This window comes from Kushneria phyllosphaerae (assembly GCF_900312995.1).
Taxonomy (GTDB): domain Bacteria; phylum Pseudomonadota; class Gammaproteobacteria; order Pseudomonadales; family Halomonadaceae; genus Kushneria; species Kushneria phyllosphaerae.
In genome coordinates this window covers 436,252-461,171 of sequence record NZ_ONZI01000001.1, presented here as the reverse complement: position 1 = coordinate 461,171, position 24,920 = coordinate 436,252, and the positions used below count along the sequence as shown (strand labels likewise).

Sequence of the window (24,920 nt, the reverse complement as noted above, 5' to 3'; positions counted from 1 at the left end):
CTGGCAAGGGGGATTAAGTGAGTTGCCCGGCGAGTGCACTGCGCACCTCGACAACAGATGGCTGGGTGGTTTCTTCCAGTACCGGGCGAGGAAATAGGCCGGCATAGGCGGTTTTCTCGGTGTGCTGACCCGCCAGCCGCGGATGCAGTCGAGCTTTCAACTGCTGAGCCGTTTCATGGTCGTTGACCCGCTCCCCCAGCACCTCGAGCAGCGCGCCTTCGAGGCAGGTCGGTGACCAGAAGATGAGGTGAAAACCGTGCTTTTGCGCTTTATCACGCTGTTGCTGAGAAGGCAGCACATCGGTATCCAGAACGATAAAGCGCTGGTCAAAGTCCTGGTGCGCGTACTTTCGAGCGGCGTTGTCGATGATATTTCCCGGCGACCCCCCGGACTGCTTTTCGATCTTCGGTTTGATACTGCTCTGTGGCGAGCGAAGCTGCTTCTGCATGTGTTTGATAAATGCCTGATCGTCGGCGCCTTCACCCACGATCAGAAGCGTGGTTTGGCTCGCCTGATATTGGCGTTGTCGGGCAGGGCGTTTTCTGGCCATGAGGGTTACAGCTCCGGGGTGGCGCCAAGGCCTCCGGCCATGTATTTGGCATATAGATTATCGTCGGCACGTAGCCCCGCCATATCGTCCAGCCGCCAGGCATCGCTTTGCTGGTTGCGCTTCTCGACCAGGTAGATCTGATGCTTTTGCAGCAGATTCAGCACTTCCGGCGTGTGGCAGGTAAAGATCAGCTGCGCCTGATGGGGGTTGGTGTGCTCGAACTCGAACCACTCCAGCAGATGGGGTACCAGGTGTGGGTGCAGGTCGTTGTCGATCTCGTCGATTACGGCAAGGCCACCGTTTTGAAGCGTGTTCAGGATCGGATCGAGCAGCACGAACGCGGACTGGGTGCCACTGGATTCCTCGAAGAAGGGCAGTTCAAACGACACGCCATCATCAGTGGTATGCAAGCCGAAAGGAACAAACACAGGCTCTTCCTTTCCGGTCTTGTCGCGTGCGGTAAGTTCGCGTATCTCGACACTTTTTAACCCGAGATCAAATTCACACATGGCTACCGACATGCGTTTGAGCAGGTCAGGTGCCTTGTGAAACTTCTCTGCAGCGCCCAGAAGATTGCCGTGTTGAAAATGCTGACGGCCGGTACTCACCACATTGGTTTCAATACGATCAAAGAACTCGATGAAGGGCTTCGCCGCCTCAATGTCGTAACTATGGGCAGCGCTGATCAATGAGGTGTTGCCGCGCAGCTTTTCTGCCTGCGCTTTCGGAAAAGGAAAGCCCTTCTGTTTGAAACTGTACGCCTGCCCAGTCTTTTCTCTCTTGAAGAGATAGCTGTATTGGGTGCTGGTCTTCTCAAAGAGGGCTTCAAACATTACTTCCTGTGGCGTCAGTTCAAGCTGATAGCGGTAGTCGATGCCCGCGACGATAAATTCAAGCTCAAAGCGACTGGGCGTATCCGTATGGAGCAGGTGAGAGGCGAAGGGAATATCCTGCTCGGGATCGCTTCCTAAAAAAGAGTCAGAGACAAACCAGCGTAGAAAGGCCAGCGGTTTCAGGAGTTGGGTTTTACCCGAGCCGTTGGCACCGACTACCGCGATAGCCTTGTTGTAGCGCTCACCCTCGATGTCGATGTCGTACCCCGAAGGCGTCGGCTTCTTGCCCAGCGCGAAGTCGATAACGGTGTCATCGGCAAAGCTATAAAAGTTTTTGAAGCTCAGGTTTTTGATCATATTATCCAATAACCAACGAAATTTTGTTGATTCTGGCCTTGCGTCAACAAATCAGCAAGACTAAAACGCATCGTTTTTCTGTTTGTAGCGCTTTGACATTGACGTAAATCCGGAGGTTATGTCGCTCGACTCTACTTCACACCGGCCAATGCCTTTAGGCAGCGCTCCATGAATACATGTATAGAAAATCCAAAAATCTATACATATCGCTTGGATATACCAAAAAATGACCCTTTTCTTGGTATGTCGTGCAACGATAAAGACAGCACGAGAAACGCCCTGCGACGCCGAAACGAAACTCCCTGTTCGGTCACGCCTGCCGCTCGGACCACACCGCCTCATTCATCGCCTCCAGCACCGTATCCAGCTGGTCCTGCAGGATTTTATCCAGCTGCCTGGCGCCGCCATTGAAGGCCGGCATTCGATTGATGGTGTCGCGATCGAGGATGACTTCATGGGTCAGCTGTTTGGCCAGGCGCTCCAGCCACTTTCTTTGCACGGGGGTCCATGCCTGCTGAGCATAAATGTGCGCCATGGCACTGTTGACGCGCTGCTCGAACGGCACCAGCGCCTCGCCCAGTGCGGCGCGGCGGATGTGCCCAATGATGCTGGCAGCGATGTCCTGATTGGTCTGATCACGCACGGCAGTACGCAGATTCACTTCGGAATAGCCGTGCTGATCCAGCAGCAGTCGCACCTCCTTGAGCTGCTCTCGGGTAAGATCACGCGGCCGATTGACCACGACCGCCAGTGCCGCTGATTCGTTGAGCTGATCACGAATGAAGGCCTCGAAGCTTTCCAGATAGTCTTCCGGGCGCGGGTGAACGCCATAGCTCTGGGTGCGCTCGCGAATCTCGTCGTCATGCTCGGAAATCACGGGCATTCGCTCGCTGCCCATCAGTGACTTCACGTCTGCCAGCTGCTGGATCAGGCCCGAATGCTGCTGGACGAATGTGGCCGCCTGGGTAGGGCCAAGCTCAAGCAGATGCTTGTGAAGTGTTTTGGGCGGGACCTCCCACAGCGCTTCCAGCTCGTCGAGCTTCTGGCGCACCGCGGGTTTATGCTCGGCGGCACTCTCCGCCTTGCGCAGCACCCGCATTACCTTCTGGCTGAGCTGGCTGAGCACCACATGGGCCTGACTCTCGTCCGGTGTATCCCCCGGCGTATTTAACGCATGCTCACGCTGATCCGGGTCTGTCAGCTCATGGGCCAACTGCTCAAGCGTCACGCTGGGGTCCTTGACCAATGGCTTCATGGTGCTGACTTCCGCCAGCGCGGCATAAATGTCGACGGGATCAAAAATGCGAAAGACCGTCTTGCCGATCTCGTCACAGCGTCGCGTGGCGCGGCCGATCATCTGCTCATAGAGAATGCGGGACTTCACCCGGCGCATGAACACCAGATGACAGATCGCGGGCACGTCGATGCCGGTGGTCAGCAGATCAACGGTAATCGCGATATTGGGGTAGCGCTCGTTCTTGTATTGGCGGATCAGCTGACCGACCCGGTCGCTCTGGCCAGTAATCTTGGCCACGGCAGCCTGGTTGTAATCTTCGTCATAAAGATCCTTGAAGGCATCATCCAGAAGGCGTTTGACCATATCGGCGTGGTGGTCGGTGGCACAAAAGATCAGGGTCTTTTCATCGCCGGCAGGATCAAGCTCCTGCACCAGTTGCTCACAGATAACCCGGTTGAAGTTCTCGTTAATGACCTGGCGGTTAAAGGCATCGACGTCAAAGTTCAGCTCATCGTCCAGTTCGGCGCTTTCTACTTCACCAGTGGCCGTGTTGATGGCGTGAACGGTGTCGCCCTTGTCGAATTTGATGCCCTGTTGCGTGAGCAGGGTCTGATAGCGCACCGGCGGCTCATGATCGATCAGCCAGTCCTCGGCCACCGCTTCCCGGTAGGAGTAGGTGTAGACAGGCCTGCCAAAGATTTCACTGGTATGGCGGGCCGGTGTGGCCGTCAGGGCAATCTTCACGGCATCGAAATATTCAAGTACCCGTCGATAGCTGGAGAGATACTGGCGTACGTCACGTGTGGCGAGCTCACCTTCGGTCATTTCCTGATCCAGCGTGTAGCCGCGGTGGGCTTCATCAATGATGATGCAGTCAAACTGATCGACCGTCGGCGGTGTGTCGCTGGCAAAAATGCGTTTGACCATTGCCTGAACAGTGGCCACCTGTACGCGCGTTTCGGCCTCAGCGGTCATGTCGCCCAGCTCGGCGACGTTATAGATTTTTGACAGCGTATGGTTTTGCTCAAGCGTTGCCTCATTAAAGGCATCCTGCGCCTGTTCACCCAGCGCGGTACGATCCACCAGAAACAGGATGCGCCTGAAGCGCTCGGCTTTTAGAAAGCGATACATCAGGCCAATGATGGTGCGCGTTTTACCCGTTCCGGTCGCCATCGCCAGCAGGGCGGTTCTTTGCCCTTCGGCCAGCACCTGCTCTGTCGCGATGATGGCCTTTTCCTGATAGTTGCGAAGTTTGAGGTAGCCAAAAGGCTCCTGTTGCAGCTGCTGCTCGGCTTCCGCCTTGCTGCGCTTGAGCAGATCGATCAACCCCTCGGGCGTATGAAATGCCTGAAGGGCACGCTTGAGATGGCTGGGATCACGGACATCCCGAAACCAGGTACCGGACTGCTCGAGCTGCTGAGGAATGTAAGGACGCCCGTTGCAGGAATAGACGAAGGGCACCTTGTAATGGCCGTCATGGGCATCCGGCCAGGCGATGGTGCGCCCGGCCATTTCCCAGGCGCCTACCAGTGGCGAGACGACCTGAAGCCCCCGACTATAGCGTTCGGCCTGACCGATCTTGCCGGCAACGTTGACGTTTTCCTTCTTGGCTTCCACCACCGCCAGCGGGGTCAGTCCATCGAACAGCACGTAGTCTGCCCGTTCCTGCCCGCGGGTAGGCCACTCGGCAATGGCACGCTGCTTGCCCTTTTCCGGTCTGGCGCCCTTTTGATAGGTCAGCGCTTCGGAATCGGCTTCCCAGCCGGCCTCGACGAGCTGTTGATCAATCAGGATGCGTGTCAGCGACTCATCCAATACGATTTGCTGGCTGGCCGCCCGGGTCTTTTTCGTCACGTCCTGACGCTGTGAAGACACCATCTGCTCATTTTGCGTGGCCAGCTGCGCCTGGAGCGCCCGGATCTTCTGCTCGTACTCTTTTTGCTGCTGTGCCAGCGCCTGCTCATGCGACTGTGCTTCCTGCATCATGGTCCGTGACTCTTCATCCATCGCCACGGCCAGGGCTTCGTATTCTTCCTTCTCGCGTGCAATCAGCGCATTGAGCTGCTGGCTGGATTCAAGCTGTACGTTGGCCTGCTGCAATTCATGTCTGAGCTGCTCAATATCCGTCTGCAGATTTTGAAGCTGACCACTGGGATCGACCGGCGCGATGAAGGGGCCAGGCTTGAAGGCCATGCCGGTTGTGCCAAACGAACGGTGAAACCAGATGGCCAGCTCGCGGGCGAGCTTTAGTCCATCCATGGCTTGCCGGTGCCGGGTCTGAAACTGGTGTGCTGCCTTGTTGCCTTCGACGCGCAGGGTATGGAAAAGCTCACGCGTGACAGCTTCAAACTGCAGCGTCTTGTTGAGACGATACAGAAGGTCTGACTGGGAGGTCTGATCGTCGAACTCGATGCCGGAGAGTGCCGCGATGTGCTGAGCGATCGCCTCACCCAGCTGGCGCAGCTTGATCAGAGTGGTATTGGGGTCGCTGGAAAAGGCGCGTTCAGCGGCAGCGGCAAGCTGTACAAACAGCGGGTCATGCTCTGCAAGAAAACCAAAATTGGGCGATTCAGGGGAACTGGCCGTCTGCACTGTCTGCTCTCCGATCCTGTGGCTCGTTGCCGCCCGCTGGGCCGCGTTTCTGCTTTTGCTTATTGAAACACAGCGAAAGCAGCGATCGGATGGTTTTTCTAATACATGACGTCTGTTCTCTGGCGCTCCTATTAAGGCTTACCGCGCGGCCGGCTCACCCTCTGATTCAAATACTGCCTCACCTTTTCCTGGGCTCATCCTTTTATGGGCTCATCTTCTTCGCTGCCATCACCCTGGGCTTCATCATCTCCGCCACGGCCTGAAACACCGGCACAACCACCGAGTTGCCGAACTGGCGATAGGCCTGTGTATCCGACACCGGGATCACGAAGCGCCGCTCGCCCGGAGCGTCAAAGCCCATCAGCCGCGCGCATTCATGCGGCGTCAGGCGCCGCGGGCGGTTTTGCAGGTTTTCAGAGGCGTCAAAGGGCAAAGCGTCATTAAAGCCGCGGTCGACGAGAATCTCCGAGCCGTCCTTGTGATAGCGCGCCGACAGCGTACGGGCGACGTCTTCGGCGCGAGTCAGGCCAAAGCCGAAGCCGTTGCCTTTCTCCCGGTGCTTGCGGGCATACTGGTAAAGATAGTTCCAGAGCTTGGGAGTAAGTACGTACTTCGCATCGACCTCCCTATCCAGCAGCTCGCCGAAGGTGGGTTTGTGCGCGGGAAAGTGTTCACTGATATCGCGCAGGGTGAAGCCGTCATGCACGTTTAAATCGCGGCGAAAGCCGACCAGCACGATGCGCTCGCGGTGCTGGGGCACGAAGTGGCGGGCATCAATCACCTTGGGGTCGCGGCCTTTTGGCGCGTCCACATCGGCGACGTCATAACCGAGTTCATCGAGCGCCTCGCAGATCACGCGAAAGGTCTTGCCCTTGTCGTGGCTCTTGAGATTCTTGACGTTCTCCAGCACGAACGCCTTTGGCTGGCGTGCGGCGATGATGCGGGCGACGTCAAAAAAGAGCGTGCCCTGGGCGTCGCACTCAAAGCCGTGCTTGCGCCCCAGCGCGTTTTTCTTGGACACGCCGGCGAGTGAGAAGGGCTGACAGGGAAAGCCCGCCAGCAGCACATCGTGCCCGGGGATCTGCTCGCGAATGTGGGCGTAGGCGCTTGCTTCATCGACATCGTCGCGGGCGGAGAGGGTCACATCGCGGATGTCTTCGTTGAAGCGGTGGGTCTGCGGGTCGCAGTAGTGGTTCGCCTTGTAGGTGCGCACCGCGTACTTGTTCCACTCGGACGTGAACACACACTCACCGCCCACGGCCTCAAACCCCTGACGAATGCCGCCGATGCCGGCGAACAGATCGATAAAGGTGAACTCGGCCTCACCATGACGATGAGGCGGCGCGGGCAGCAGGGTGATCAGCACTCGCCGCTCGGCATCGCTCAACGGCGACGGATCAGACGCCTTGAGATAACGGGCCAGGGCGTCACGACTCCAGTGAGCGCTCACTTCAGAGAGCTTTCCGGCGACAGCGCCGCGATCAAAGATTTCCATCACCCGCGCCAGCAGTGCCTCGTCGTCCAGCGCGTCATAGGGACAGGCCCCGGACGACAGGGCGCGCTCGGTCTCAAGTTCCGGGGACAGCAGTTCCGGTGAAAACGGTTCTGATGAAGACAGTTCCGATGAAGACAGAGTCATGGGCGCTCGCGAATAGGCAGGATACGGGTACGGCGGCCATTGTAGGGTGAAGGGCCCCCTGCCCACCAGGGCGGCCGCCCCGGGTTTTGCGCTTGGCCGCTTAACCGCTCTGTGCGGCGTCTTCCTGCTTGGCGCTTTTGTGGCGCTCCTCGTTCATGCCCAGCTTCCAGTAGCTCGACACATAGAGATCACTTTTGGCCACCTCGCGCTCGGCCTTGAAGTAGTGGCGCAGCTTGCGCATGGAAGAGAACTCACACGCCGCCCACACCGCCGGACGACCGTCTTCCCAGTCAATCGCGCGGACGGCCTCAGGCAGTGCGTCGCTCTCCTCGCCCGGATGCTCGTTGACCACCCAGTGCAGTGTGATGCCGTCAGGCTTATCAAGCGGCTGAATCTCGGCCTCGCTGATCACCTCGATGACCGCATGACCGCGGGCACTGGCGGGCAGGTTTTCCAGGTTGTCGCTGATCGCCGGCAGGGCGGTCATGTCACCGGCCAGCAGAAACCAGTCGGCTGTCGCATCGACGCGCTTGCGCGGACCGGGGCCACCAATCTCGATGGTATCCCCGGGGGCGGCGCGGTCGGCCCACTGCGCCGCCGGGCCGCCGTCCTCGTGCAGTACAAAGTCTACATCGATGGCGTCCTCTCGCTGGGCGCGCACGGTATAGGTGCGCAGGAAGGACGTGCCGTCATCGCGGGTGAACACCAGCTTGATGTAGGTGCCGGCCTGGTCCTCGGGAAAGGTCACCATGCCTTCACCGCCGAGGGTCACGCGCAGCATGTGCGGGGTAATCAGGGTCTTGTCGAGTACGGTAAAACGGCGGGGGGCGGGGCGGCTCATGGACTCTCCTGTTCGCGATCGAGCTGATCGGTCATGGCGTTGACGGTGTCGATGAAGGCATCAGCCTGCTGCGGGTCCAGCCCGGCCACCATCTGCGCGTCACACGCCTGCTCGATGGCACTGATGTGCGCATGCAGGGCGCGGCCGTCGGTGCTGAGACGCAGATGCGCGGCGCGGCTGTCGGTGGGGTGCGGATGACGCTCGACGAGCCCTTCACGCTCCAGCTCGCGGGTCACCCGGGTGATCAGGCCCTTGTCCTGCAACAGTGCTTCGGCCAGTTCGCGGGCCATCACGCCCTGATGGCGGCCGATCTCGCGCAGAACGCGCAGGTGTGACAGCGGCAGGCTGATCCCGTCCTCGATATAGCGCTCGCGCAGGGCGCGCTTGTAGACGTGCAAAAGCCCGAAAAGGGCGTTGCCGGCAGAAGGCATAACGTCAGGACCGAAATGAAAGTGATTCTCGATAAGATCAGGCAAATGATTGACATTGTCAACCATTTAGGCAAAGCGATGCATAACGCCCCACTCTCAATGAAGACGAACGCTTTTGCGCAAAATAATGCTCATTTTCAGACCTTAGATGATTTTTTGAGCGCAATATTGCTCATAAGCTGGCCGAGCTTCCAAAAATGAGCGATATTTTGCTCATTAATGACGTTGACACCCTGCTTGCACCCGTACCGATCAAGGCCTGCCATGACGCTTACCCTGCAGATCTTTCATCACCAGCAGTGGCACGATGCTGCCACCCTGAGCCTGCCTGAACCTGACAAGGGACGCGGTGGCCCTTCCGTGCTGGGGTATAAACAGCGCTAGGCCGTGGAATGGATGGACGAGCGACTGAGGCAGTGGGGGCTGACATGAGCACATCCTTATCGCCGGCACAGCGCGAAGCGCTGCTGCTGGAGATGGTCGAGCAGCTCTTTGCCGAGAAAACCACTCCGGGTGCGGTGCTCAAGATCCTGCGGCGTCAGGTACTGGCCATGAACCAGACCGAGTACGCAAGCCTTGCCGGCATCAGCCGACGCACGCTCTCGGATATCGAGACCGGCAAGGGCAGTCCATCAATGGCCGTACTCAATCGCGCCTTTCGCCCCTTCGGGCTGACCGTGGGGCTGATGCCCCGAAGTCCGGCGCTGCGTGAGCGCCTGTTGAATCGCCCATGAAGCCGGGGCGCCTTTCGTGCGCACACTGACTCAGCGGCGTGACAGCCGCTCACCGAGACCGCTCAAAAACGCCTCGGCGACGTCATGCTCGTAGCGATAATAGGTCCACTGACCCACGCGTTGTGACGAGACAAGCCCCGCGCGAGACAGCGTTGACAGATACAGCGAGATGGTCGGCTGGGAAAGCCCGGTTTTCTCGCGAATATGGCTGACGCAGATGCCCCCGGGCGGGGCCATCTCTTTCTGAGGCTGAAAATGGCGCTCCGGCTCCTTGAGCCAGCACACAATGTCCAGACGCACCGGATTGGCCAGTGCGCTTAAAACCGTATTGATATCCATGATCAGGGCCATGCGTTGGAGGCCGGTTCAGTATACGCACTCACGGCCGGGCTGCCGAGACAGCCCGGCCGATGCGCTCTAACGAACCAGTTCGTCCAGGGCGCTGGTATCGAAGTCACTCAGCTCGTCAAGGCGACCATCACGCACCTTGCGGGCCCACTGAGGATCGGAGAGCAGGGCACGGCCGATGGCGATCAGATCGAAATCACCGCGGGCGCGCCACATGGCCAGCTCCTCGACATTGACCCGACTTTTGGAGCTCGGGTCTTCGGTGCGGGTGAAGTGGCCGGTGCGAAAGGTCTTGTCCAGACCCACGCTGCCCACGGCAATCACCGGGCAGCCGGTCAGCTCGCGCGTCCAGGTGGCCAGTGACTTGCTGCTGCCTTCAAAGCCCGGCTCCCATACGCGGCGCGTGCTGGCATGAAAGATGTCCACACCGTCCTCGGCCAACGGATTGAGCAACTCGCCCAGGGCTTCAGGCGTCTCGGCGATAATCGCCTCATAGTCGGAGAGCTTCCACTGCGAAAAGCGGAAGATGATCGGGAAGTCCGGGCCGACCGCTTCACGCACTGCCTGCACGATCAGGCGCGGAAAGCGCAGTCGGTTTTCAACACTGCCGCCGTACTCATCGCTGCGCTGGTTGCTCTCGGGCCACAAAAACTGATCGATCAGATAGCCGTGAGCGCCGTGCAGCTCGATGCCGTCAAAACCGATCGCTTTCGCATCGCGCGCGGCGCGGGCAAAGGAGGCCGCCACGTCCTGAATGTCCTGCTCGGTCATCGCCTTGACGACCTCGATGCCATCCTCGACGATCGACATCGGCCCGAAGCCCGGCACGCTCATGTCCGGCTCGACACCCGGGCGACGCTCGCGACCCACGTGCCACAGCTGCGGTACGATCTTGCCACCGGCAGCGTGGACGCCTTCAACGACCTTCTTCCAGCCGGCCAGCGCAGCCTCGCCATGAAAGGCCGGCACGGCCGGATAGCCATTGGCGCCGGGATGGTCAATGTAGGTGCCTTCGGTAATGATCAGCCCCACGCCCCCTTCGGCACGGCTTTTGTAGTAGGCCGCCACGTTATCACCCGGTACGCCGCCCGGTGACTGGTTGCGTGTCATGGGGGCCATGACGATACGGTTGGGAATCGTGACCGGACCCAATGAGAGGGGTTCAAACAGCGGTGCCGCCAGCGTCTGTGCAGAAGTTTTCATGCTACTTACCTACTTATATAGAAATATATCAATATATTTAAACAGAGTGGCCGGGGCGTGACAATCCCTTGTTCGCCTGCAGGGAGCGACACAGGGTCGCGGGGCATGTGATTGGCACGCTGCCCGCCATTGGTGCTGGTGATCGCCCCGGATGAACGCCATGCTATAGGCAAACCCGTGTTACCAACGCGTCTGTCACTGCAGCGGTTGAACACCTCACTGTCCCTTTACCAAGGAGCCCCGTCATGACCCTGGATCAGGCTGCCACCAAGACGCTTATCGACATTGTTCGCCACGCTGCCAGAACCGAAATCCTGCCGCGCTTTCGCATGCTCGATCCCGACACCATCGACACCAAAAGCGGTCCGGATGATCTGGTCACCATTGCCGACAAGGGCGCCGAGAAGGTGATCACCCAGGGGGTCGCCAAAGCCTTTCCCGAGGCCACCATCGTGGGTGAGGAGGCCGTGGCCGAAGACGCCTCGCTTCTGGACACCATCAAGGATGCCGAGATGGCGGTGATCATTGACCCGATCGATGGCACCTGGAATTTTGCTCGCAATCTCAATCAGTTCGGCGTGATTTTAGCCGTGGTCAGCCGCGGCGAGACCGTATTCGGGCTTTTGTATGACCCGCTGGTCGATGACTGGGTCATGGCCCGCAAGGGGGAGGGCGCCTGGTATGGCCGCCCGGACGGCACCGAGCGGCGCCTGCACATGTCCAGCACCTCGAAGCTCTCCAGCATGACCGGCTCCACCTCCATTCGCCGCTTCCCGAAGGAGACCCAGTACGATCTGGCCGGACTTTTCCCTGACTTTGACCGCATGATGTCCTTTGGCTGCGCCTGTCACGAATACCGCACCATGGCCTTCGGCTTTGTGGATTTCATGCTGACCGCCAAGCTGATGCCCTGGGATCACGCCGCCGGCATCATGATCGTTCAGGAAGCCGGCGGTTACGCCGCGCTGCTGGACGGCACGCCGTATAACCCGACGATCCATCAGGGCCGCATGATCGCGGCCAACTCAAGAGACAGCTGGGAAGCCCTGCGCGAAAAGTTCGACTTTCTGATCGACTGACGGTTCCTCTTCTGACCGACGCGGCAGCTGCCGCGTCGGTTCTCTGATACTGGCCCACGTTATTGTTTGCCATGGGCCTTCGCCGTCATGATGACGATCACGAGGACATTTCCCTTGATCGTCATTACCTTTTCAGGATCGGCGCTATGATGCTCATAGGTTTAAATAGCTGGCCATTAAATCGCACGCTATATAGATTATGCTCATGACGGATAATAAAGATAATTTCGAGCAGGACGAGAACATGATGGCGCTGGAATCGCAGCTCTGCTTTGCGCTCTATGCAACGCAGCTTTCCATGAGCAAGCTCTACCGGCGCCTACTCAAGCAGCTGGAACTGACCTATCCCCAGTATCTGGTCATGCAGGTGCTGTGGCAGGAAGACCATCTGACCGTTTCCGGCATCGGCGAGCGGTTGTCACTGGATTCCGCCACGCTCACACCGCTGCTCAAGCGGCTGGAGGTCGCGGAACTGGTCAGGCGCCAGCGCAGCCGCGAAGATGAACGTCAGGTCGAGGTATCGTTGACCGACCACGGTAGCGCACTGCGGGAAAGGGCCCGCACTCTGCCTGCAGAAGTCGAACGCGCATCCGGCTGCTCGACATCGGAAATGAAGGCGCTACGCGATCAGCTCAACGCCCTGAGACACCAGCTGGACAGTATTTAACGTTTTTTATTCATTTATATCGTGCACGACCTAATCGTGCACACTTGAAACAGGAAACATGATCATGTCGATCGAAAAGGTACTTTACCGCGCCAGCGCCCAGGCCACCGGTGGCCGCGAAGGCCGCGCCGTCTCCTCCGACGAAAAGCTCGATGTCGTTTTGAGCACCCCAAAGGAGTTGGGCGGCAACGGCGGCGATGGTACCAATCCGGAACAGCTCTTTGCCGCCGGCTATTCAGCCTGTTTTATGGGCGCGCTCAAGCATGTGGCCACTCAGGAGAAGGTAAAACTGCCCAATAACACCTGGGTGGGCGCAGAAGTGGGCATTGGCCCGATCGCCACCGGCTTTGGCATTGAGGTGGCGCTGAATATCCGCCTGCCGGGCATGGACGAGGCCCAGGCGAATGCACTGGCCGAAAAGGCTCATGTCGTATGCCCATATTCCAACGCTACCCGCGGCAATATAGACGTGACGCTCAACGTCGAAGTCTAAACAGCGCCTGTAAAAAACCTGAATCAAAAAAACGCCCGCCTGTGTCACAGTCGGGCGTTTTCATATCAGGCGCTGCGTGGCTCTACCGCAGGCAGGGCAATTCGCGACCAGTTGGCCGCGATATCATCTATCGACGTTGCGCAGACACCTCTCAAGTCACGCGGATAATCCACCTCTTCGGCTTCTGTTGCCCGGGTGGCATGGAACTGGCCATTCGCTGCTCGCAGGACCCAACCGCCTTCAATACAGGCCTCGGAAACCAGAAAGGCCACACCAGGCGCTACCTCATCCGGTCGCAGCTCTTCAGGCTCATCTTTCACGCCCCACATGCGTGTTTTGGCCACCGGCGACACGGCATTGACCACGATATTATGAGGAGCGCCTTCTCGGGCAAGCACGTTCACGATACCCAGCGCCGCCATTTTGGCTGCGGCATAGGAAGCCAGTCCCTTCTGTACATACTGCGGATAGATCGCACGACAGGACGTCGTCAATACAATTCGACCGCCACCGGCCGCCTTCATGGCCGGCCAAGCCGCCTGGGCCAGCCATAGCGGGGCTTTGGCAGCGATGGTCATCATGGCATCAAACGAGGCCGGTTCGATCCCTTCAATTTCCTGGTGTGCAACCCAGCCGGCATTGTGAATCAAACCATCCAGCCGCCCATGCCTTTCAAGCACCTTTTCGATCAGATGATGACAGTGCTCATGCGAATCCAGTGCGCCTGCCACGGCATGCACTCGAGCTCCTTCATCACGAAGTCGCTCTGCGGCCGTCTCCGCCACGGCAGCATCTTCTCCGTAACCGCTTTGATCAGCGCCCGTATCCTGCAAAACAACTGTGGCCCCCAGAGCCGTCAGGTAGCGCGCATAGGCCAGGCCCAGGCCTCGCCCGGCACCCGTCAACAGCATTACTTGCCCCTTGAATGCCATCATATCGTCTCCCTTCCAATACATGATAAGACGACGATAGGGAGCGCTCGCTGATATCTCCAATACTGTTAAAGTGCTTTTTTGATACAAAGGAAGTATCAAAACACTATCTGTATTCAAAGGTATGGAGAGGTCTGTGACCGACGGTCCTATTCGTCTCAATCTACGCATGCTGGAGCAATATGTTGCCGTGGCCGAGGAGCGCCACTTTCATCGTGCGGCGCGGAGCCTGAACATGTCACAGCCGCCGCTGACACATGCCATTCGAAAGCTTGAGCAAACGCTTGATGTTGTCCTGATTGAACGTGGGCAGCGGGTGCTTGGCCTGACGACAGCAGGGCAGACTTTCCTCGAAGAGGCAAAACGCACGCTCGAGCAGGCAACGCACGCCGTCTCCATTACTCGTGATATGGCCGCCGGGCGTACCGGTACGGTGAGGCTGGGTTATGTTGGCAGTGCGCTTTACGGCCGACTGCCGGATATTCTGAGCAATTTTCGACACTCATTTGCGGATATCCGTCTGGAGCTTCATGAAGCCACAACGGCCGCACAGCTGGCTGCCCTTCGGGAGGAAAGACTGGATGTGGGCATTCTCATTCCGCCTCTGACCGATGCCAACGACCTCGATCTTTCTGATTTTGACCAGGACCGACTTTGCATGGCACTACCAGCCCATCATCCGCTGACCAAAGGTGGCGGACCGGCACTCGAGGCACTGGCTGATGAACCCTTCATTCTATGGCCGATGCGGGAAGGGCGAGGCTTTCATCTTCAGGTCTTTCGACTTTGTGCCCATGCAGGGTTTGTACCGACAGTGGTTCAGGAGGCATACGGCATGCATGCCGTACTGTCGCTGGTTGCAGCAGGTGCAGGCGTCTCTATTGTGCCTGAGAGCATGCAGGGTTTTAGAAGCGATCGTATCCGTTATTATCCAATTCCAGGCCCGCAGAGTGTCTTTGCGCTGATGTTGGCTATACGTAAAACGACACCGGCGATAGCGACCTTCCTCGAGGCTGTCCGATCCGATTAAGGAATCACGAGCCAGCCAACCATGACCTGACATGGCCGTGCTGAACATCATGTTTCACGTGAAACATTGTCGTTTCACATCTTCTAATACCGTCTATTTAAGCCCCAGTCGCCGCCCGAGCCGATGCAGATTGGCGCTGTCCATATCGAGTGCCCGAGCGCTGGCCGCCCAGTTGTGGTCGTGGGCGGCCAGCACCTGTTCAATGTGGTAACGCTGGAAGGTGTCAGTGGCCTCGCGCAGGGACAGCGTGTTATCCACAGTTGGTTGTGTGAAAGCGGTTGTGGATAAGTGATTCGCCTCAGGCTCGACATCGCTTGAGGCCGTCTCGGCCGGCAGATCCAGGTGCTGGATCCCGATACAGACCACGGCCGAGCGACGGGAGACCAAATGCGTCGCGCCCATGGCCCGCAGTGCAGCGCGGCTCAGGGTATGCTCGAGTTCGCGCACATTGCCGGGCCAGTGCCAGGCCAGCAGCGCCTGTTCGGCGCGAATGTCCAGCCGAAGGTTGGCCAGGCCCAGGCGCACCCGATTGTCTTCCAGAAAATGTCCGGCCAGCAGCAAAATGTCCTCACGGCGCTCGCGCAGCGGCGGAATGCGCAGGGGGAAAACGCTCAAACGGTGATAGAGATCTTCGCGAAAGCGACCGGCGGCCACTTCTTCGGCCAGATCGCGATTGGTGACGGCCACCAGTCTCACATCCACCTTCACCGACTGATCGCTGCCCAGCGGCTGAATCTCGCCTTCCTGTAGCACACGCAGCAGTCGCGGCTGCTGGCACAGCGGCAGTTCGCCGATTTCATCGAGCATCAGGGTGCCCCCATCGGCCATGACAAAATGGCCCTGATGGTCACGATTGGCACCGGAAAAGGCCCCGCGTCGATGACCAAAGAGCGCGCTTTCGATCAGCGACTCCGGCAGCGTGGCGCAATTTACCCGAACCAGCGGCCCGTTGCTGCGCCGCGAGCGCTCATGCAGATGGCGCGTCAGGTGCTCCTTGCCCACGCCGGTTTCGCCGTGCAGCAACACGCTCAGATCGGTGGGCGCCACCAATGCCATGCTCTCGAAAAGCCGCGCCATGGCCGGACTGTGCCAGCCCGGCGACCCCAGCGGCGTGCCCCGCTCCGAGGACAGTACCTGATTGAGCCGCGAGCGGGTGTCCTCAAGCTGCCCGGTCAGGCGCAGACAGGTGGCCAGAAGCTCAGCAGCAGCCATCAATTCCTCATCATCAATGCCGGCCATCTGCTCGGGGATCAGAGCGTCCAGCGTCAACATCCCCAACAGCCGATCACCATCGCGCAGGGCTATCCCCATGCAGTCATGGACATGGGTCAGATCAGCATCGAGCAGGCCGTCAAAGGGATCCGGCAGGGCGCAGTCACGCGGAAAACGACAGACATGAGGATGGGCGGCAATGGCGGCAAGCCTTGGGTGGGCCTCCAGCTGGAAGCGCCGGCCACACACTTCGCTGCCCATGCCCAGCACCGCCACAGGCTGCAAGCCGCCTTCGACGCTGACCATCAGCGTGCTGGCATCGGCCGGATAGTTGCCGACCAGCGCCGCCAGCAGCCGCGACCACTGCGGATGCAGGGCATCGAAGGGCTTGCCGTCACTCAGCGCGGCCAGCAGATCCCGCAGCGCCCTTGAGAAAATGGTCATATCGACACGCCGTCTTTTTACACTGTCATTTTGACATCGTTTTTCATGGTCATTATGACCATGAGCCCCACGTAAATACCAGTACCCGGGTCTTTCAAACTTCGAGTGCGCCGCCTCGTACGGGCCTCGTACGGGCCTCGGCGGCGGCTCAGTGTGGCAGGGTGTCGCGGCCTGGGCCACCTGGCACGGCGCTTGCGATATCAGAGGTGTTCCGTTCTGCCCACCTTGCCGCCAGGAGCGCGCCATGCTTAACGAAAAGCAGCTTGATGTCATCAATGCCACAGCCCCGGTCGTCGCCGACAACGCTGAAACCATCGCCAAAACCTTTTATCCGCTGATGTTTGAGCGCTATCCGCACGTGCGCTCGATGTTCAACATGCGCCATCAGGAGACCGGCGAACAGCCCCGCGCTCTGGCCCGCTCGGTGGTCGCCTACGCCCTCAACCGCAACGATCCCAAAGCGCTTGAACGGCTCATGACCCCGATCGTCAACAAGCATGTGGCGATCAATCTGCAGCCCGATCAGTACGCCATCGTCGCCGAGTGTCTGATGGCCGCGATCGGGGAAGTGCTGGGTGATGCCGTCACCCCCGAGGTTGCCAATGCCTGGAGCGGACTCTACTGGGAGTTTGCCGATCGACTGATCGCCGCCGAAGAGGACACCTATCAGGCACTCGAGGAGGCGCCCGGCGGCTGGCGCGGTGAGCGCGACTTCTATCTCGCCGATCGCGTGGCGGAAAGCGAGGAGATCATATCGTTTTACTTCAAGCCGCTGGATGAGCACCCGGTGCGCGCCTTCCAGCCGGGGCAGTATCTGGGCGTGGCGCTCTACATCAACGGTGAGCAGGCCCTGCGCCAGTACAGCCTGACCTCGCGGCCGGGAGACAATTTCTATCGCATTTCGGTCAAGCGTGAAGGTCAGGGACGGGCCAGCCGCCACCTGCATGATCATGTGAAGGTCGGCGATCATGTCCGCCTGCTGGCGCCGGTCGGTGACATGCTGCTCGATGATCGCGACGCGCCGGTGATGCTGATCAGTGCCGGTGTCGGCCAGACCCCGATGCTCTCGCTGATGGCTCAGGCGCTGGATGCCGGGCGTCAGGTGATCTATCTGCATGGCGCGCGCAACGCCCGCGTCCACGCCTTTCACGAGCATCTAAAGGCCATGGCCGAGCAGTACGGCAGCAAGCTCACCTACCGTTACGTCTACAGCAACCCGACCACCCCCGATGAGCTACCCCATCGCGGCACGATTGATCGCGCTCTGCTGGCCGACTATCTGCCGCGCGAGACCACGCCGAGCTGCTATTTCACCGGCCCCACCGGCTTCATGCGCGATGTGGACAACGCCCTGGCGGCACTGGGCATCGACACGCCCTATCGCCATTTCGAATACTTCGGCCCCTCAGGCCAGTTGCACTGATCGTTCCAGGGAGAATCGATTAACGTCAGGCGCGGCCTACAGGTGATAGACCTGACTGCGCCCGCCGTCGATGAGGATGTCGGTGGCATTGATAAAGCGCGCCTCGTCACCAGCCAGAAACAGCGCCGTCGCGGCCACTTCGCTTGCCTCACCAAAGCGTTTACAGGGCAGCAGTTCCATCTGTTGCTGACGCTCTGCCTCGCTCAATCCATCAAGCCAGGCCTGCGCCGATGGCGTTCTGATCAGCCCCGGCGAGATCGAATTGATCCGAATGCCCCGGGCCGCATATTCAATCCCCAGCGAACGGGTCAGCCCGATCAGGCCATGCTTGGCCACCGGGTAGGGAAAGGCGCCCGGAATGATCCGATGCCCATGAACCGAGGCAATATTGACCACATGCCCCCGCGACTGCGAAAGCATCGACGGCAGGAGCGCCTGAATGCAGTGCCAGGCGCCTTCCAGATTGATCGACATGCAGCGCTGCCAGAGCTCGGCATTGACCACTAGTGGGTCGGCAAAGACGTTGACCCCGGCGGCGTTGATCAAAATATCGACCCCACCCAGCGCGTCGAGTACACCGGCCATGGCCGTCCTGACAGCATCATTATCGGCCACATCAACCATCTCGACGTGTACCCTGCCGGGATACGTTCGCGCCAGCCGATCGCCTGTCCGGGTCAGCGCCGCATCGTCCTGATCCAGCAGCGCTACGCTTGCCCCTTCGGTGAGAAAACACTCCGCCGTGGCCAGCCCAATGCCGCTGGCGGCACCGGTCACCACGGCCCGCTGTCCCTGAAGTCTCATATCTCGCCCTCGTGATGGTCCGAAGGATCATCATCGCAGCTTCGGGGCGCACGGCGTACACGCCCTTGTGGCAAGCCACAAAAAAGCCCCGAAGGCCGGTGCAGGCGTTCGGGGCCATCATGTCAGGGAAGAATCAATCCACCCGTTCGACCGACAGGATGGTGATCGGCTTGCTGGGCACATCGGCGTAAGGGCCGCGACGGCCGGTCGGCGCGCCGGCAATGGCGTCGACCACGTCCATGCCGGACACCACGTGACCAAAGACGGTGTAGCCGGGCTCGTAAAGGTTGCGGTAGTCGAGCGCCTGGTTGTCGACCAGATTGATGAAAAACTGGCTGGTGGCCGAATCCGGCTGGCCGGTGCGCGCCATGGCAATGGTGCCGCGGGTATTCTTGAGCCCGCTTTCTTCCAGCGCGATGGGGTCATGGGTCTTTTTGGTCGTCATGTCGGCCGTCATCCCGCCGCCCTGAATCATGAACCCGTCAATGACACGGTGGAACACGGTCCCCTGATAGAAATTTTCCCTGGTATAGCTCAGGAAGTTGTCCACCGTATGGGGCGCCGCCGTGGCGTCGAGTTCCAGCTCGATACTGCCCTGGGTGGTCCGGATTTCGACATGCGGGTGGTCGGCATCGGCCAGTGCCAGAGGCGAGCAAAGCGGTAGCGCCAGCAGGCACCCGCGCAATAACGGTTTCAGCATGAAAAGCGCTCCAGTCATACGATAGGGCCAGAAAGCCTAGCCGGGTGTGCCAAGGCTGACCAGCCCCCCTGCTTATTTCCATCCTTCCCGGGCGGCCCAGACTGCCGCTTCGGTACGGGTGCGCATGCCCATCTTTTTTAAAAGATGCCGTACGTGGACCTTGACCGTCCCTTCGCTGATGTCGAGGCGCCGGCCGACCTCCTTGTTCGACTGACTCTGGGCGATCAGACGCAGAATGTCGCGTTCACGTCGGGTCAGCCGGGCCACCAGCGCCTCGGGACCGGGCGCGGGTTCACGCAGTGCCCGGGTCAAAAGGCCCATGAGGCGCGGATCAAAGGCATCGCCCTGCTCATCGAGTGCCTCAATGGCCGTTAACAGCGCCTCGGGATCGGTGTCCTTGAGCAGATAGCCGCTGGCCCCGGCGCGAATCGCGGCGAGCACGTCGTCCTGCTCTTCAGAGACGGTGAGCATCACAATCGGCACGGCCACGCCTGCTTCACGCAGCCGGGTCAGCGTCTCGATGCCGTCCATGCCCGCCATCTTCATGTCCAGAAGGATCAAATCCGGCGTCAGCCGGGTACAGGCCTCAAGAGCCCGGGCGCCGCTGTCGGCTTCACCTGCCAGCGTCAGCGAGGTGCTCATGGCCAGCAGCTGCTGCACGCCGCGTCGAAAGAGCGGGTGATCATCCACAACCAGTACGCCGCGTGGCGGCGCCTGGTGGTTCATGTCGTGAGGGCTCATGCCGTGATATCTCCCGGAATGTGGGGATCGTTGATGAAGTTCAGCGCGACCCGCGTGCCGCCCGCCTGTCGCCGTACAAGCGTCAGGACCGTACCCAGGCTGCGGGCGCGCTCTTCCATGATGATGGTGCCGTAGTGATGCAGACGCTCAACCTGATCGGGCAGGCCCACGCCGTCATCCTCAACGATCAGTTCAATGCTACCGGCCTGGTCGGTCAGGGTCACCGCGACCCTTTCCGCTCGGGCATGCTGGACCACGTTGGCCAGCGCCTCCCGCAGAATCTGGACCAGATGCAGCTCCTGATCCGGGGAGAGGACGTCATCGGCAAGGGAGAGCCTCATATCGATGTCGAGCCCACCCCGCTCGGCAAACTCGGCCACCGTGGCCTGTACCGCCGCGTTGATGCCGTCCTCGGTCAGGCGCAGACGAAAGGTGACCAGCAGCTCGCGCAGCTGGCGATAGGCGTGATTGATGCCGTCACGCAGCTCGCCGACAACAGTAAAGGCCTCACGGTCGGTCGTCTCCGGCAGCGCACGGGCCAGCCGCAGGGCCTGAATATTGAGATAGCTCAGCGACTGTGCCAGCGAATCATGCAGTTCACGGGCGATCACGGCGCGCTCGTCCATCAGCGCCAGTCGCCGCTTTTGCCGCCCCTGAGCGCGCAGGGCCAGCGCCGCCCCCAGCTGGTCGGCCAGCGTCTCGCAGAGTCGACACTTCCAGACCGGCAACGGCGCCCCGCCAGGCAGGCGAGCCGTCAATATCAGAGGCGTCTGTGCATCGCCCTTGAGGAGAATGCAGTAGGCGTTATCGTCACTGTGATCCCCGGGAGAGACCAGCCTCAGTTCGGCCGGGGCCATCAGCGTCCCGAAGGGGCGCAGCGCCTGTTCGGGGTCGATCGCCTCGGGTGGCGTCGTGGCCAGATAGCGCGCGTTGTCGTATAGAAGCGTCAGCGCCAGATGACTCTGCTCCAGTCGATGACCGCGCTCTTCGACCTGATCGTTGAGATGCTGACAAAACGCGTCGAGCTGACCGGCCATGTCATCGATAGTGGCCGCCAGCAGCCCGATTTCGTCGTTGCGCCAGTAGCCACTGCGCGCCTTGAGTTCACCGGCGCGCAGGGCCTCGATCACGTTCAAAAGCCGCCCCAGCGGGCGACGCACGTGACAATGAAGCTGATATGCGCCCCAGGCGATCAGCGGCAGGGTGAGCAACAGCAATACCACCTGCAGGGTGCGAAGCCGGCTGATGCGCGCCTCGGCCAGTGTCTGAAGTGCCTCGGTCAGGTTATCCAGCGCACGGACATGATCAACGATGCGCCGGGGCTCCACGCTCACCGCCTGCGCAGGGGTACGCATGTCCGGGCGCAGCGCCTCACGCCACTCAAGACGTACGTCCGCCAGCTGCGCCACAACGTCTGGCTCATACTCAAGGGCCACCGCTGTCGCCAGACGTTGCCAGGTGTCATCCACCCCCTTCAGCAACCCCTGCCAACGCTCGGCATCCGCAGTGGGCGCCTGCGCTGCCAGCCGCCAGGTCTGCATGCGCAGCGAGCCGGCCTGATTGATCACCCGGGCATCCAGCCGGGCAGTATCGGCCAGCCAGCCGCTGGCCAACATGCCCCCCCAGCGCCAGCAGGGACACTCCCGAAAGAATCAGGGCAAGCGTCAGGGAGAGCGCGTAGTGCGAGGGCACAAAGCGTTTGACTACCCCCATGGTGTCCTCCTGCGTGGGCCAGCTACCTCCAAGGAGGTAATCAACCCCATAAAGGGCTTTGCTTTCAGCGATCTACGGGCGCGACGCTCGCTATCGCCAATGAGATAACACGCTGATTTAACGCTATTTTTAGCCAGTCTATTTTGACGACGGTCAAAAGCGCTCACGCCATCTCGCGCACAGTAGTCCTGACGCCATCATCCCGGCTACGAGGGCACCATCATGAGCGCAGACACCGCATCCCCACCACAATCACAGCAGCGGCGTGCGCTGGGTCTCTCGACGCTGGCCTTCACGCTGTGCTTTGCGGTCTGGACGATCTTTTCGATCATCGGGGTCCGCCTCAAGCAGGAATTTGGCCTGTCCGATACCCAGCTCGGGCTCTTGATGGCAACGCCCGTACTCACGGGCTCCGTCAGCCGGCTGTTGCTGGGTCTCTGGACCGACCGCTTCGGCGGACGTCGGGTCTTTAGCCTGTTGATGCTGGTCAGCGCGGCCTGCGTTTATCTGCTCACCTTCGCGACAAGCTACGCCATGCTGCTGCTGGCCGCCCTCGGCGTGGGGCTGGCCGGGGGCGGATTCATCGTCGGGGTGGCCTACACCTCGACCTGGTATGGCGCCGGCCAACAGGGCACGGCACTGGGCATTTTTGGTGCCGGCAACGTGGGCGCCGCCATCACCAACTTCGCTGCCCCCTTCCTGCTGCTGGCGATGGGGTGGCAGGGCACGGCGCTGGTCTATGCCACCGTGCTGGCGCTGGCCGGTATCGCGTTCTGGGTGCTGGCGAAAGAGGATCCGGCCCATGCCGAGCGTCGGGCGCCGGTGCCTCTAAAGGTGCAGCTGGCGCCGCTTTCCGAGCTGCGGGTCTGGCGCTTCTCGCTGTATTACTTCTTTGTCTTTGGCGGCTTCGTGGCACTCGCCCTGTGGCTGCCCCACTATCTGATGGAGGTCTACGGGCTGGGCATTGCTGCCGCCGGCATGGTGGCGGCGCTCTATTCGGTGCCGGCCTCGCTGTTTCGCATTCTGGGCGGCGTACTTTCAGACCGCATCGGTGCCCGACGGGTCATGTACTGGACACTGGGCATCTCGGCGCTGTGTCTGCTGGTGCTGAGCTATCCGCCAAGCCGATTCATGATCGAGGGCGTGCGCGGTGAGGTCAGCTTCTCGCTGGTCATCACACTGCCGCTTTTTATCGTGCTGATCTTTGTGCTGGGCTTTTTCATGTCGCTGGGCAAGGCGGCGGTGTTCAAGCACATCCCGGTCTACTACCCCGACCATGTGGGTGCGGTCGGCGGCGTGGTCGGCGGGCTGGGCGGCTTTTTGCTGCCACTGACGTTTGGCATGCTCAACGATGTGGCGGGCATCTGGCAGAGCTGCTTCATGCTGCTGTTTGTGGTGGTGATTGCCGCCCTTGCGTGGATGCATTACGCCATTACCCGCGCCGACAACCAAAGCTGGGGCAAGGCCCCGCGCAGCACGGACCTGCCGGAGCTTGCCGCCCCCCGTTCGCTGGTGCTGACCGAGTGGCACCCCGAAGACGCCACATTCTGGCAGACCACCGGAGCGCGCATTGCCCGGCGCAACCTGTGGATCTCGATTCCCAACCTGCTGCTGGCCTTTGCGGTGTGGTCGATCTGGAGCATCCTGGTGGTGCGCCTGCCACAGCTCGGTTTTGGCTACAGCCCCAATCAGCTCTTCTGGCTGGCCGCGCTGCCGTCCCTGTCCGGTGCCACGCTTCGCATCTTCTACAGCTTCATGGTGCCGATTTTTGGCGGCCGGCGCTGGACGGCGATTTCAACCGCCTCGCTGTTGCTGCCGTGTCTGTGGATCGGCGTGGCGGTACAGCACCCCGACACGCCCTACAGCGTGATGCTGATTCTGGCCCTGCTGTGCGGCTTTGGCGGCGGCAACTTCGCCTCCAGCATGGCCAACATCAGCTTTTTCTATCCACAGGCACAAAAGGGCACCGCCATGGGCCTCAACGCGGGCCTTGGCAATCTGGGCGTCTCGGCGCTGCAGCTGATCGGCCCGCTGGTCATTGCCGGCAGCGTGCTGAGCCCCATGGCCGGTGGCCCGCTGACCGTCACTCAGGGCGTGCATGCCGGCGAGTCGGTCTGGCTGCAAAACCTTGCCTTCATCTGGGTACCACTGATTGTCATTGCCGCCCTGGCCGCCTGGTTTGGCATGAATGACATCGCCTCGGCCAAATCCTCCTTCCGCGATCAGGCGGTGATCTTCAAGCGCCAACACAACTGGCTGATGAGCTGGCTGTATCTGGGCACCTTTGGCAGCTTCATCGGCTTTGCCGCCGGCTTTCCGCTGCTCTCCGGCATGCAGTTCCCCAACGTTGATCCGACCCGCTACGCCTTTCTGGGGCCGCTGGTCGGCGCACTCGCCCGACCGCTGGGCGGCTGGCTGGCCGACCGACTGGGCGGGGCACGAGTCACGCTCTGGAACTTCGCTCTGATGGTGGCAGGTGTTTTGGGGGTACTGCTCTTTCTCCCCAGCGGTTCCCTGTCTCAAGACCCGGGCCAGAGCGGCAGCTTCGTGGGCTTTTTCCTGATGTTTCTGATCCTGTTCATCGCCACTGGCATCGGCAACGGCTCTACCTATCGCATGGTGCCGGTCATCTTCTTCAACCAGCGTCGCCAGGCACTGGGTGATGACCACCTGGAGCAGGTGCGCACCGAGGCCAATCGCGAATCTGCCGCCGTTCTGGGGTTCATCTCGGCGATGGCTGCTTACGGCGGTTTCTTCATTCCCAAATCCTATGGCACCGCGATGGCGCTGTCCGGCAGCGTGGCGCCGGCCCTTTACGGTTTTATTTTCTTCTATCTCAGCTGCATGGCGCTGACCTGGTGGTACTACGCCCGTCGTAACGCCCCGGCCCCCTGCTAGGCACGCCCAAGGAGACTGA

General features: G+C 60.4%; 21 protein-coding genes. 7 read left to right on the top strand and 14 right to left on the bottom strand.

Translation table 11 applies throughout. The features are described from left to right. Positions 1 to 13: 13 nt before the first annotated feature. From KSP9073_RS02025 to KSP9073_RS02000, 6 genes are all read right to left on the bottom strand, one after another. Positions 14 to 550 carry an RloB domain-containing protein gene (locus tag KSP9073_RS02025; RefSeq protein ID WP_108841282.1) on the bottom strand — a complete coding sequence of 179 codons (537 nt, stop codon included), beginning with the start codon at positions 548 to 550 and terminating at the stop codon, positions 14 to 16. Between the two features lie 5 nt (positions 551 to 555). Further along, on the bottom strand, positions 556 to 1,740 hold the full coding sequence (locus tag KSP9073_RS02020) for an AAA family ATPase (RefSeq protein ID WP_108841281.1): 1,185 nt from the start codon (positions 1,738 to 1,740) through the stop codon (positions 556 to 558). Between the two features lie 310 nt (positions 1,741 to 2,050). Beyond that, positions 2,051 to 5,569 (bottom strand): type I restriction-modification system endonuclease, encoded by a 3,519-nt coding sequence (hsdR, locus tag KSP9073_RS02015; RefSeq protein WP_108841280.1) that lies wholly within the window; start codon positions 5,567 to 5,569, stop codon positions 2,051 to 2,053. Positions 5,570 to 5,771: 202 nt separating this feature from the next. Next, positions 5,772 to 7,208, bottom strand: a complete 1,437-nt coding sequence (gene dcm / locus KSP9073_RS02010; RefSeq protein ID WP_108841279.1) for a DNA (cytosine-5-)-methyltransferase — start codon at positions 7,206 to 7,208, stop codon at positions 5,772 to 5,774. A gap of 100 nt (positions 7,209 to 7,308) precedes the next feature. Next, positions 7,309 to 8,049 (bottom strand): siderophore-interacting protein, encoded by a 741-nt coding sequence (locus KSP9073_RS02005; RefSeq protein WP_108841278.1) that lies wholly within the window; start codon positions 8,047 to 8,049, stop codon positions 7,309 to 7,311. Further along, on the bottom strand, positions 8,046 to 8,525 hold the full coding sequence (locus KSP9073_RS02000) for a MarR family winged helix-turn-helix transcriptional regulator (RefSeq protein ID WP_165814122.1): 480 nt from the start codon (positions 8,523 to 8,525) through the stop codon (positions 8,046 to 8,048). The genes KSP9073_RS02005 and KSP9073_RS02000 overlap by 4 nt, the downstream gene beginning before the upstream one ends. A gap of 383 nt (positions 8,526 to 8,908) precedes the next feature. On the opposite strand from KSP9073_RS02000, the gene KSP9073_RS01995 reads away from it, so the two are divergent. Continuing rightward, complete coding sequence (locus KSP9073_RS01995; protein WP_108841276.1) at positions 8,909 to 9,214, top strand: helix-turn-helix transcriptional regulator; 306 nt, start codon at positions 8,909 to 8,911, stop codon at positions 9,212 to 9,214. 30 nt (positions 9,215 to 9,244) lie between these two features. On the opposite strand, the gene KSP9073_RS01990 is transcribed toward KSP9073_RS01995, so the two are convergent. Together KSP9073_RS01990 and KSP9073_RS01985 are read right to left on the bottom strand one after the other, a co-directional pair. Further along, positions 9,245 to 9,565, bottom strand: a complete 321-nt coding sequence (locus KSP9073_RS01990; RefSeq protein WP_243409075.1) for an ArsR/SmtB family transcription factor — start codon at positions 9,563 to 9,565, stop codon at positions 9,245 to 9,247. 66 nt (positions 9,566 to 9,631) lie between these two features. Continuing rightward, positions 9,632 to 10,765, bottom strand: a complete 1,134-nt coding sequence (locus tag KSP9073_RS01985) for an NADH:flavin oxidoreductase (RefSeq protein ID WP_108841275.1) — start codon at positions 10,763 to 10,765, stop codon at positions 9,632 to 9,634. 245 nt (positions 10,766 to 11,010) lie between these two features. Between KSP9073_RS01985 and KSP9073_RS01980 the strand changes: the two genes are divergently transcribed. The 3 genes from KSP9073_RS01980 (at position 11,011) to KSP9073_RS01970 (ending at position 13,004) form a co-directional block, all read left to right on the top strand. Further along, complete coding sequence (locus tag KSP9073_RS01980; protein ID WP_108841274.1) at positions 11,011 to 11,844, top strand: inositol monophosphatase family protein; 834 nt, start codon at positions 11,011 to 11,013, stop codon at positions 11,842 to 11,844. A gap of 205 nt (positions 11,845 to 12,049) precedes the next feature. Beyond that, positions 12,050 to 12,511 (top strand): MarR family winged helix-turn-helix transcriptional regulator, encoded by a 462-nt coding sequence (locus KSP9073_RS01975; RefSeq protein WP_108841991.1) that lies wholly within the window; start codon positions 12,050 to 12,052, stop codon positions 12,509 to 12,511. Positions 12,512 to 12,575: 64 nt separating this feature from the next. Next, positions 12,576 to 13,004 (top strand): organic hydroperoxide resistance protein, encoded by a 429-nt coding sequence (locus KSP9073_RS01970; RefSeq protein ID WP_108841990.1) that lies wholly within the window; start codon positions 12,576 to 12,578, stop codon positions 13,002 to 13,004. Positions 13,005 to 13,069: 65 nt separating this feature from the next. Here KSP9073_RS01970 and KSP9073_RS01965 read toward each other — a convergent pair whose 3' ends face one another. After that, the gene (locus tag KSP9073_RS01965) at positions 13,070 to 13,915 is read right to left on the bottom strand and encodes an SDR family NAD(P)-dependent oxidoreductase (protein WP_243409074.1); all 846 of its coding nucleotides are present in this window, start codon (positions 13,913 to 13,915) and stop codon (positions 13,070 to 13,072) included. Between the two features lie 157 nt (positions 13,916 to 14,072). Between KSP9073_RS01965 and KSP9073_RS01960 the strand changes: the two genes are divergently transcribed. Next, a complete protein-coding gene (locus tag KSP9073_RS01960; RefSeq protein ID WP_207771386.1) occupies positions 14,073 to 14,966 on the top strand; it encodes a LysR family transcriptional regulator in 894 nt (297 codons plus the stop codon). A 93-nt stretch (positions 14,967 to 15,059) separates the two neighbouring features. Here the strand turns inward: KSP9073_RS01960 and norR are convergent, their stop codons facing one another. Beyond that, entirely contained in the window at positions 15,060 to 16,622 is a 1,563-nt protein-coding gene (gene norR, locus KSP9073_RS01955; RefSeq protein ID WP_108841271.1) for a nitric oxide reductase transcriptional regulator NorR, read from the bottom strand. A 244-nt stretch (positions 16,623 to 16,866) separates the two neighbouring features. Here norR and hmpA point away from each other — a divergent pair, with 244 nt between their 5' ends. Next, positions 16,867 to 18,045 carry an NO-inducible flavohemoprotein gene (hmpA, locus tag KSP9073_RS01950; RefSeq protein ID WP_108841270.1) on the top strand — a complete coding sequence of 393 codons (1,179 nt, stop codon included), beginning with the start codon at positions 16,867 to 16,869 and terminating at the stop codon, positions 18,043 to 18,045. A gap of 36 nt (positions 18,046 to 18,081) precedes the next feature. Here hmpA and KSP9073_RS01945 read toward each other — a convergent pair whose 3' ends face one another. The 4 genes from KSP9073_RS01945 to KSP9073_RS01930 all read right to left on the bottom strand — a co-directional run bounded on the left by KSP9073_RS01945 (position 18,082) and on the right by KSP9073_RS01930 (position 21,906). Continuing rightward, the gene (locus tag KSP9073_RS01945; RefSeq protein ID WP_108841269.1) at positions 18,082 to 18,849 is read right to left on the bottom strand and encodes an SDR family oxidoreductase; all 768 of its coding nucleotides are present in this window, start codon (positions 18,847 to 18,849) and stop codon (positions 18,082 to 18,084) included. A gap of 133 nt (positions 18,850 to 18,982) precedes the next feature. Next, positions 18,983 to 19,549: a peptidylprolyl isomerase gene (locus KSP9073_RS01940; RefSeq protein ID WP_108841268.1), complete on the bottom strand. Its 567-nt coding sequence runs from the start codon at positions 19,547 to 19,549 to the stop codon at positions 18,983 to 18,985. Between the two features lie 72 nt (positions 19,550 to 19,621). Then, positions 19,622 to 20,290 (bottom strand): two-component system response regulator NarL, encoded by a 669-nt coding sequence (gene narL / locus KSP9073_RS01935; RefSeq protein ID WP_243409073.1) that lies wholly within the window; start codon positions 20,288 to 20,290, stop codon positions 19,622 to 19,624. Next, a complete protein-coding gene (locus KSP9073_RS01930) occupies positions 20,287 to 21,906 on the bottom strand; it encodes a histidine kinase (protein WP_108841266.1) in 1,620 nt (539 codons plus the stop codon). The genes narL and KSP9073_RS01930 overlap by 4 nt, the downstream gene beginning before the upstream one ends. Positions 21,907 to 22,225: 319 nt before the next feature. Here KSP9073_RS01930 and KSP9073_RS01925 point away from each other — a divergent pair, with 319 nt between their 5' ends. Then, positions 22,226 to 24,901: a nitrate/nitrite transporter gene (locus KSP9073_RS01925; protein WP_108841265.1), complete on the top strand. Its 2,676-nt coding sequence runs from the start codon at positions 22,226 to 22,228 to the stop codon at positions 24,899 to 24,901. Positions 24,902 to 24,920 lie beyond the last annotated feature (19 nt).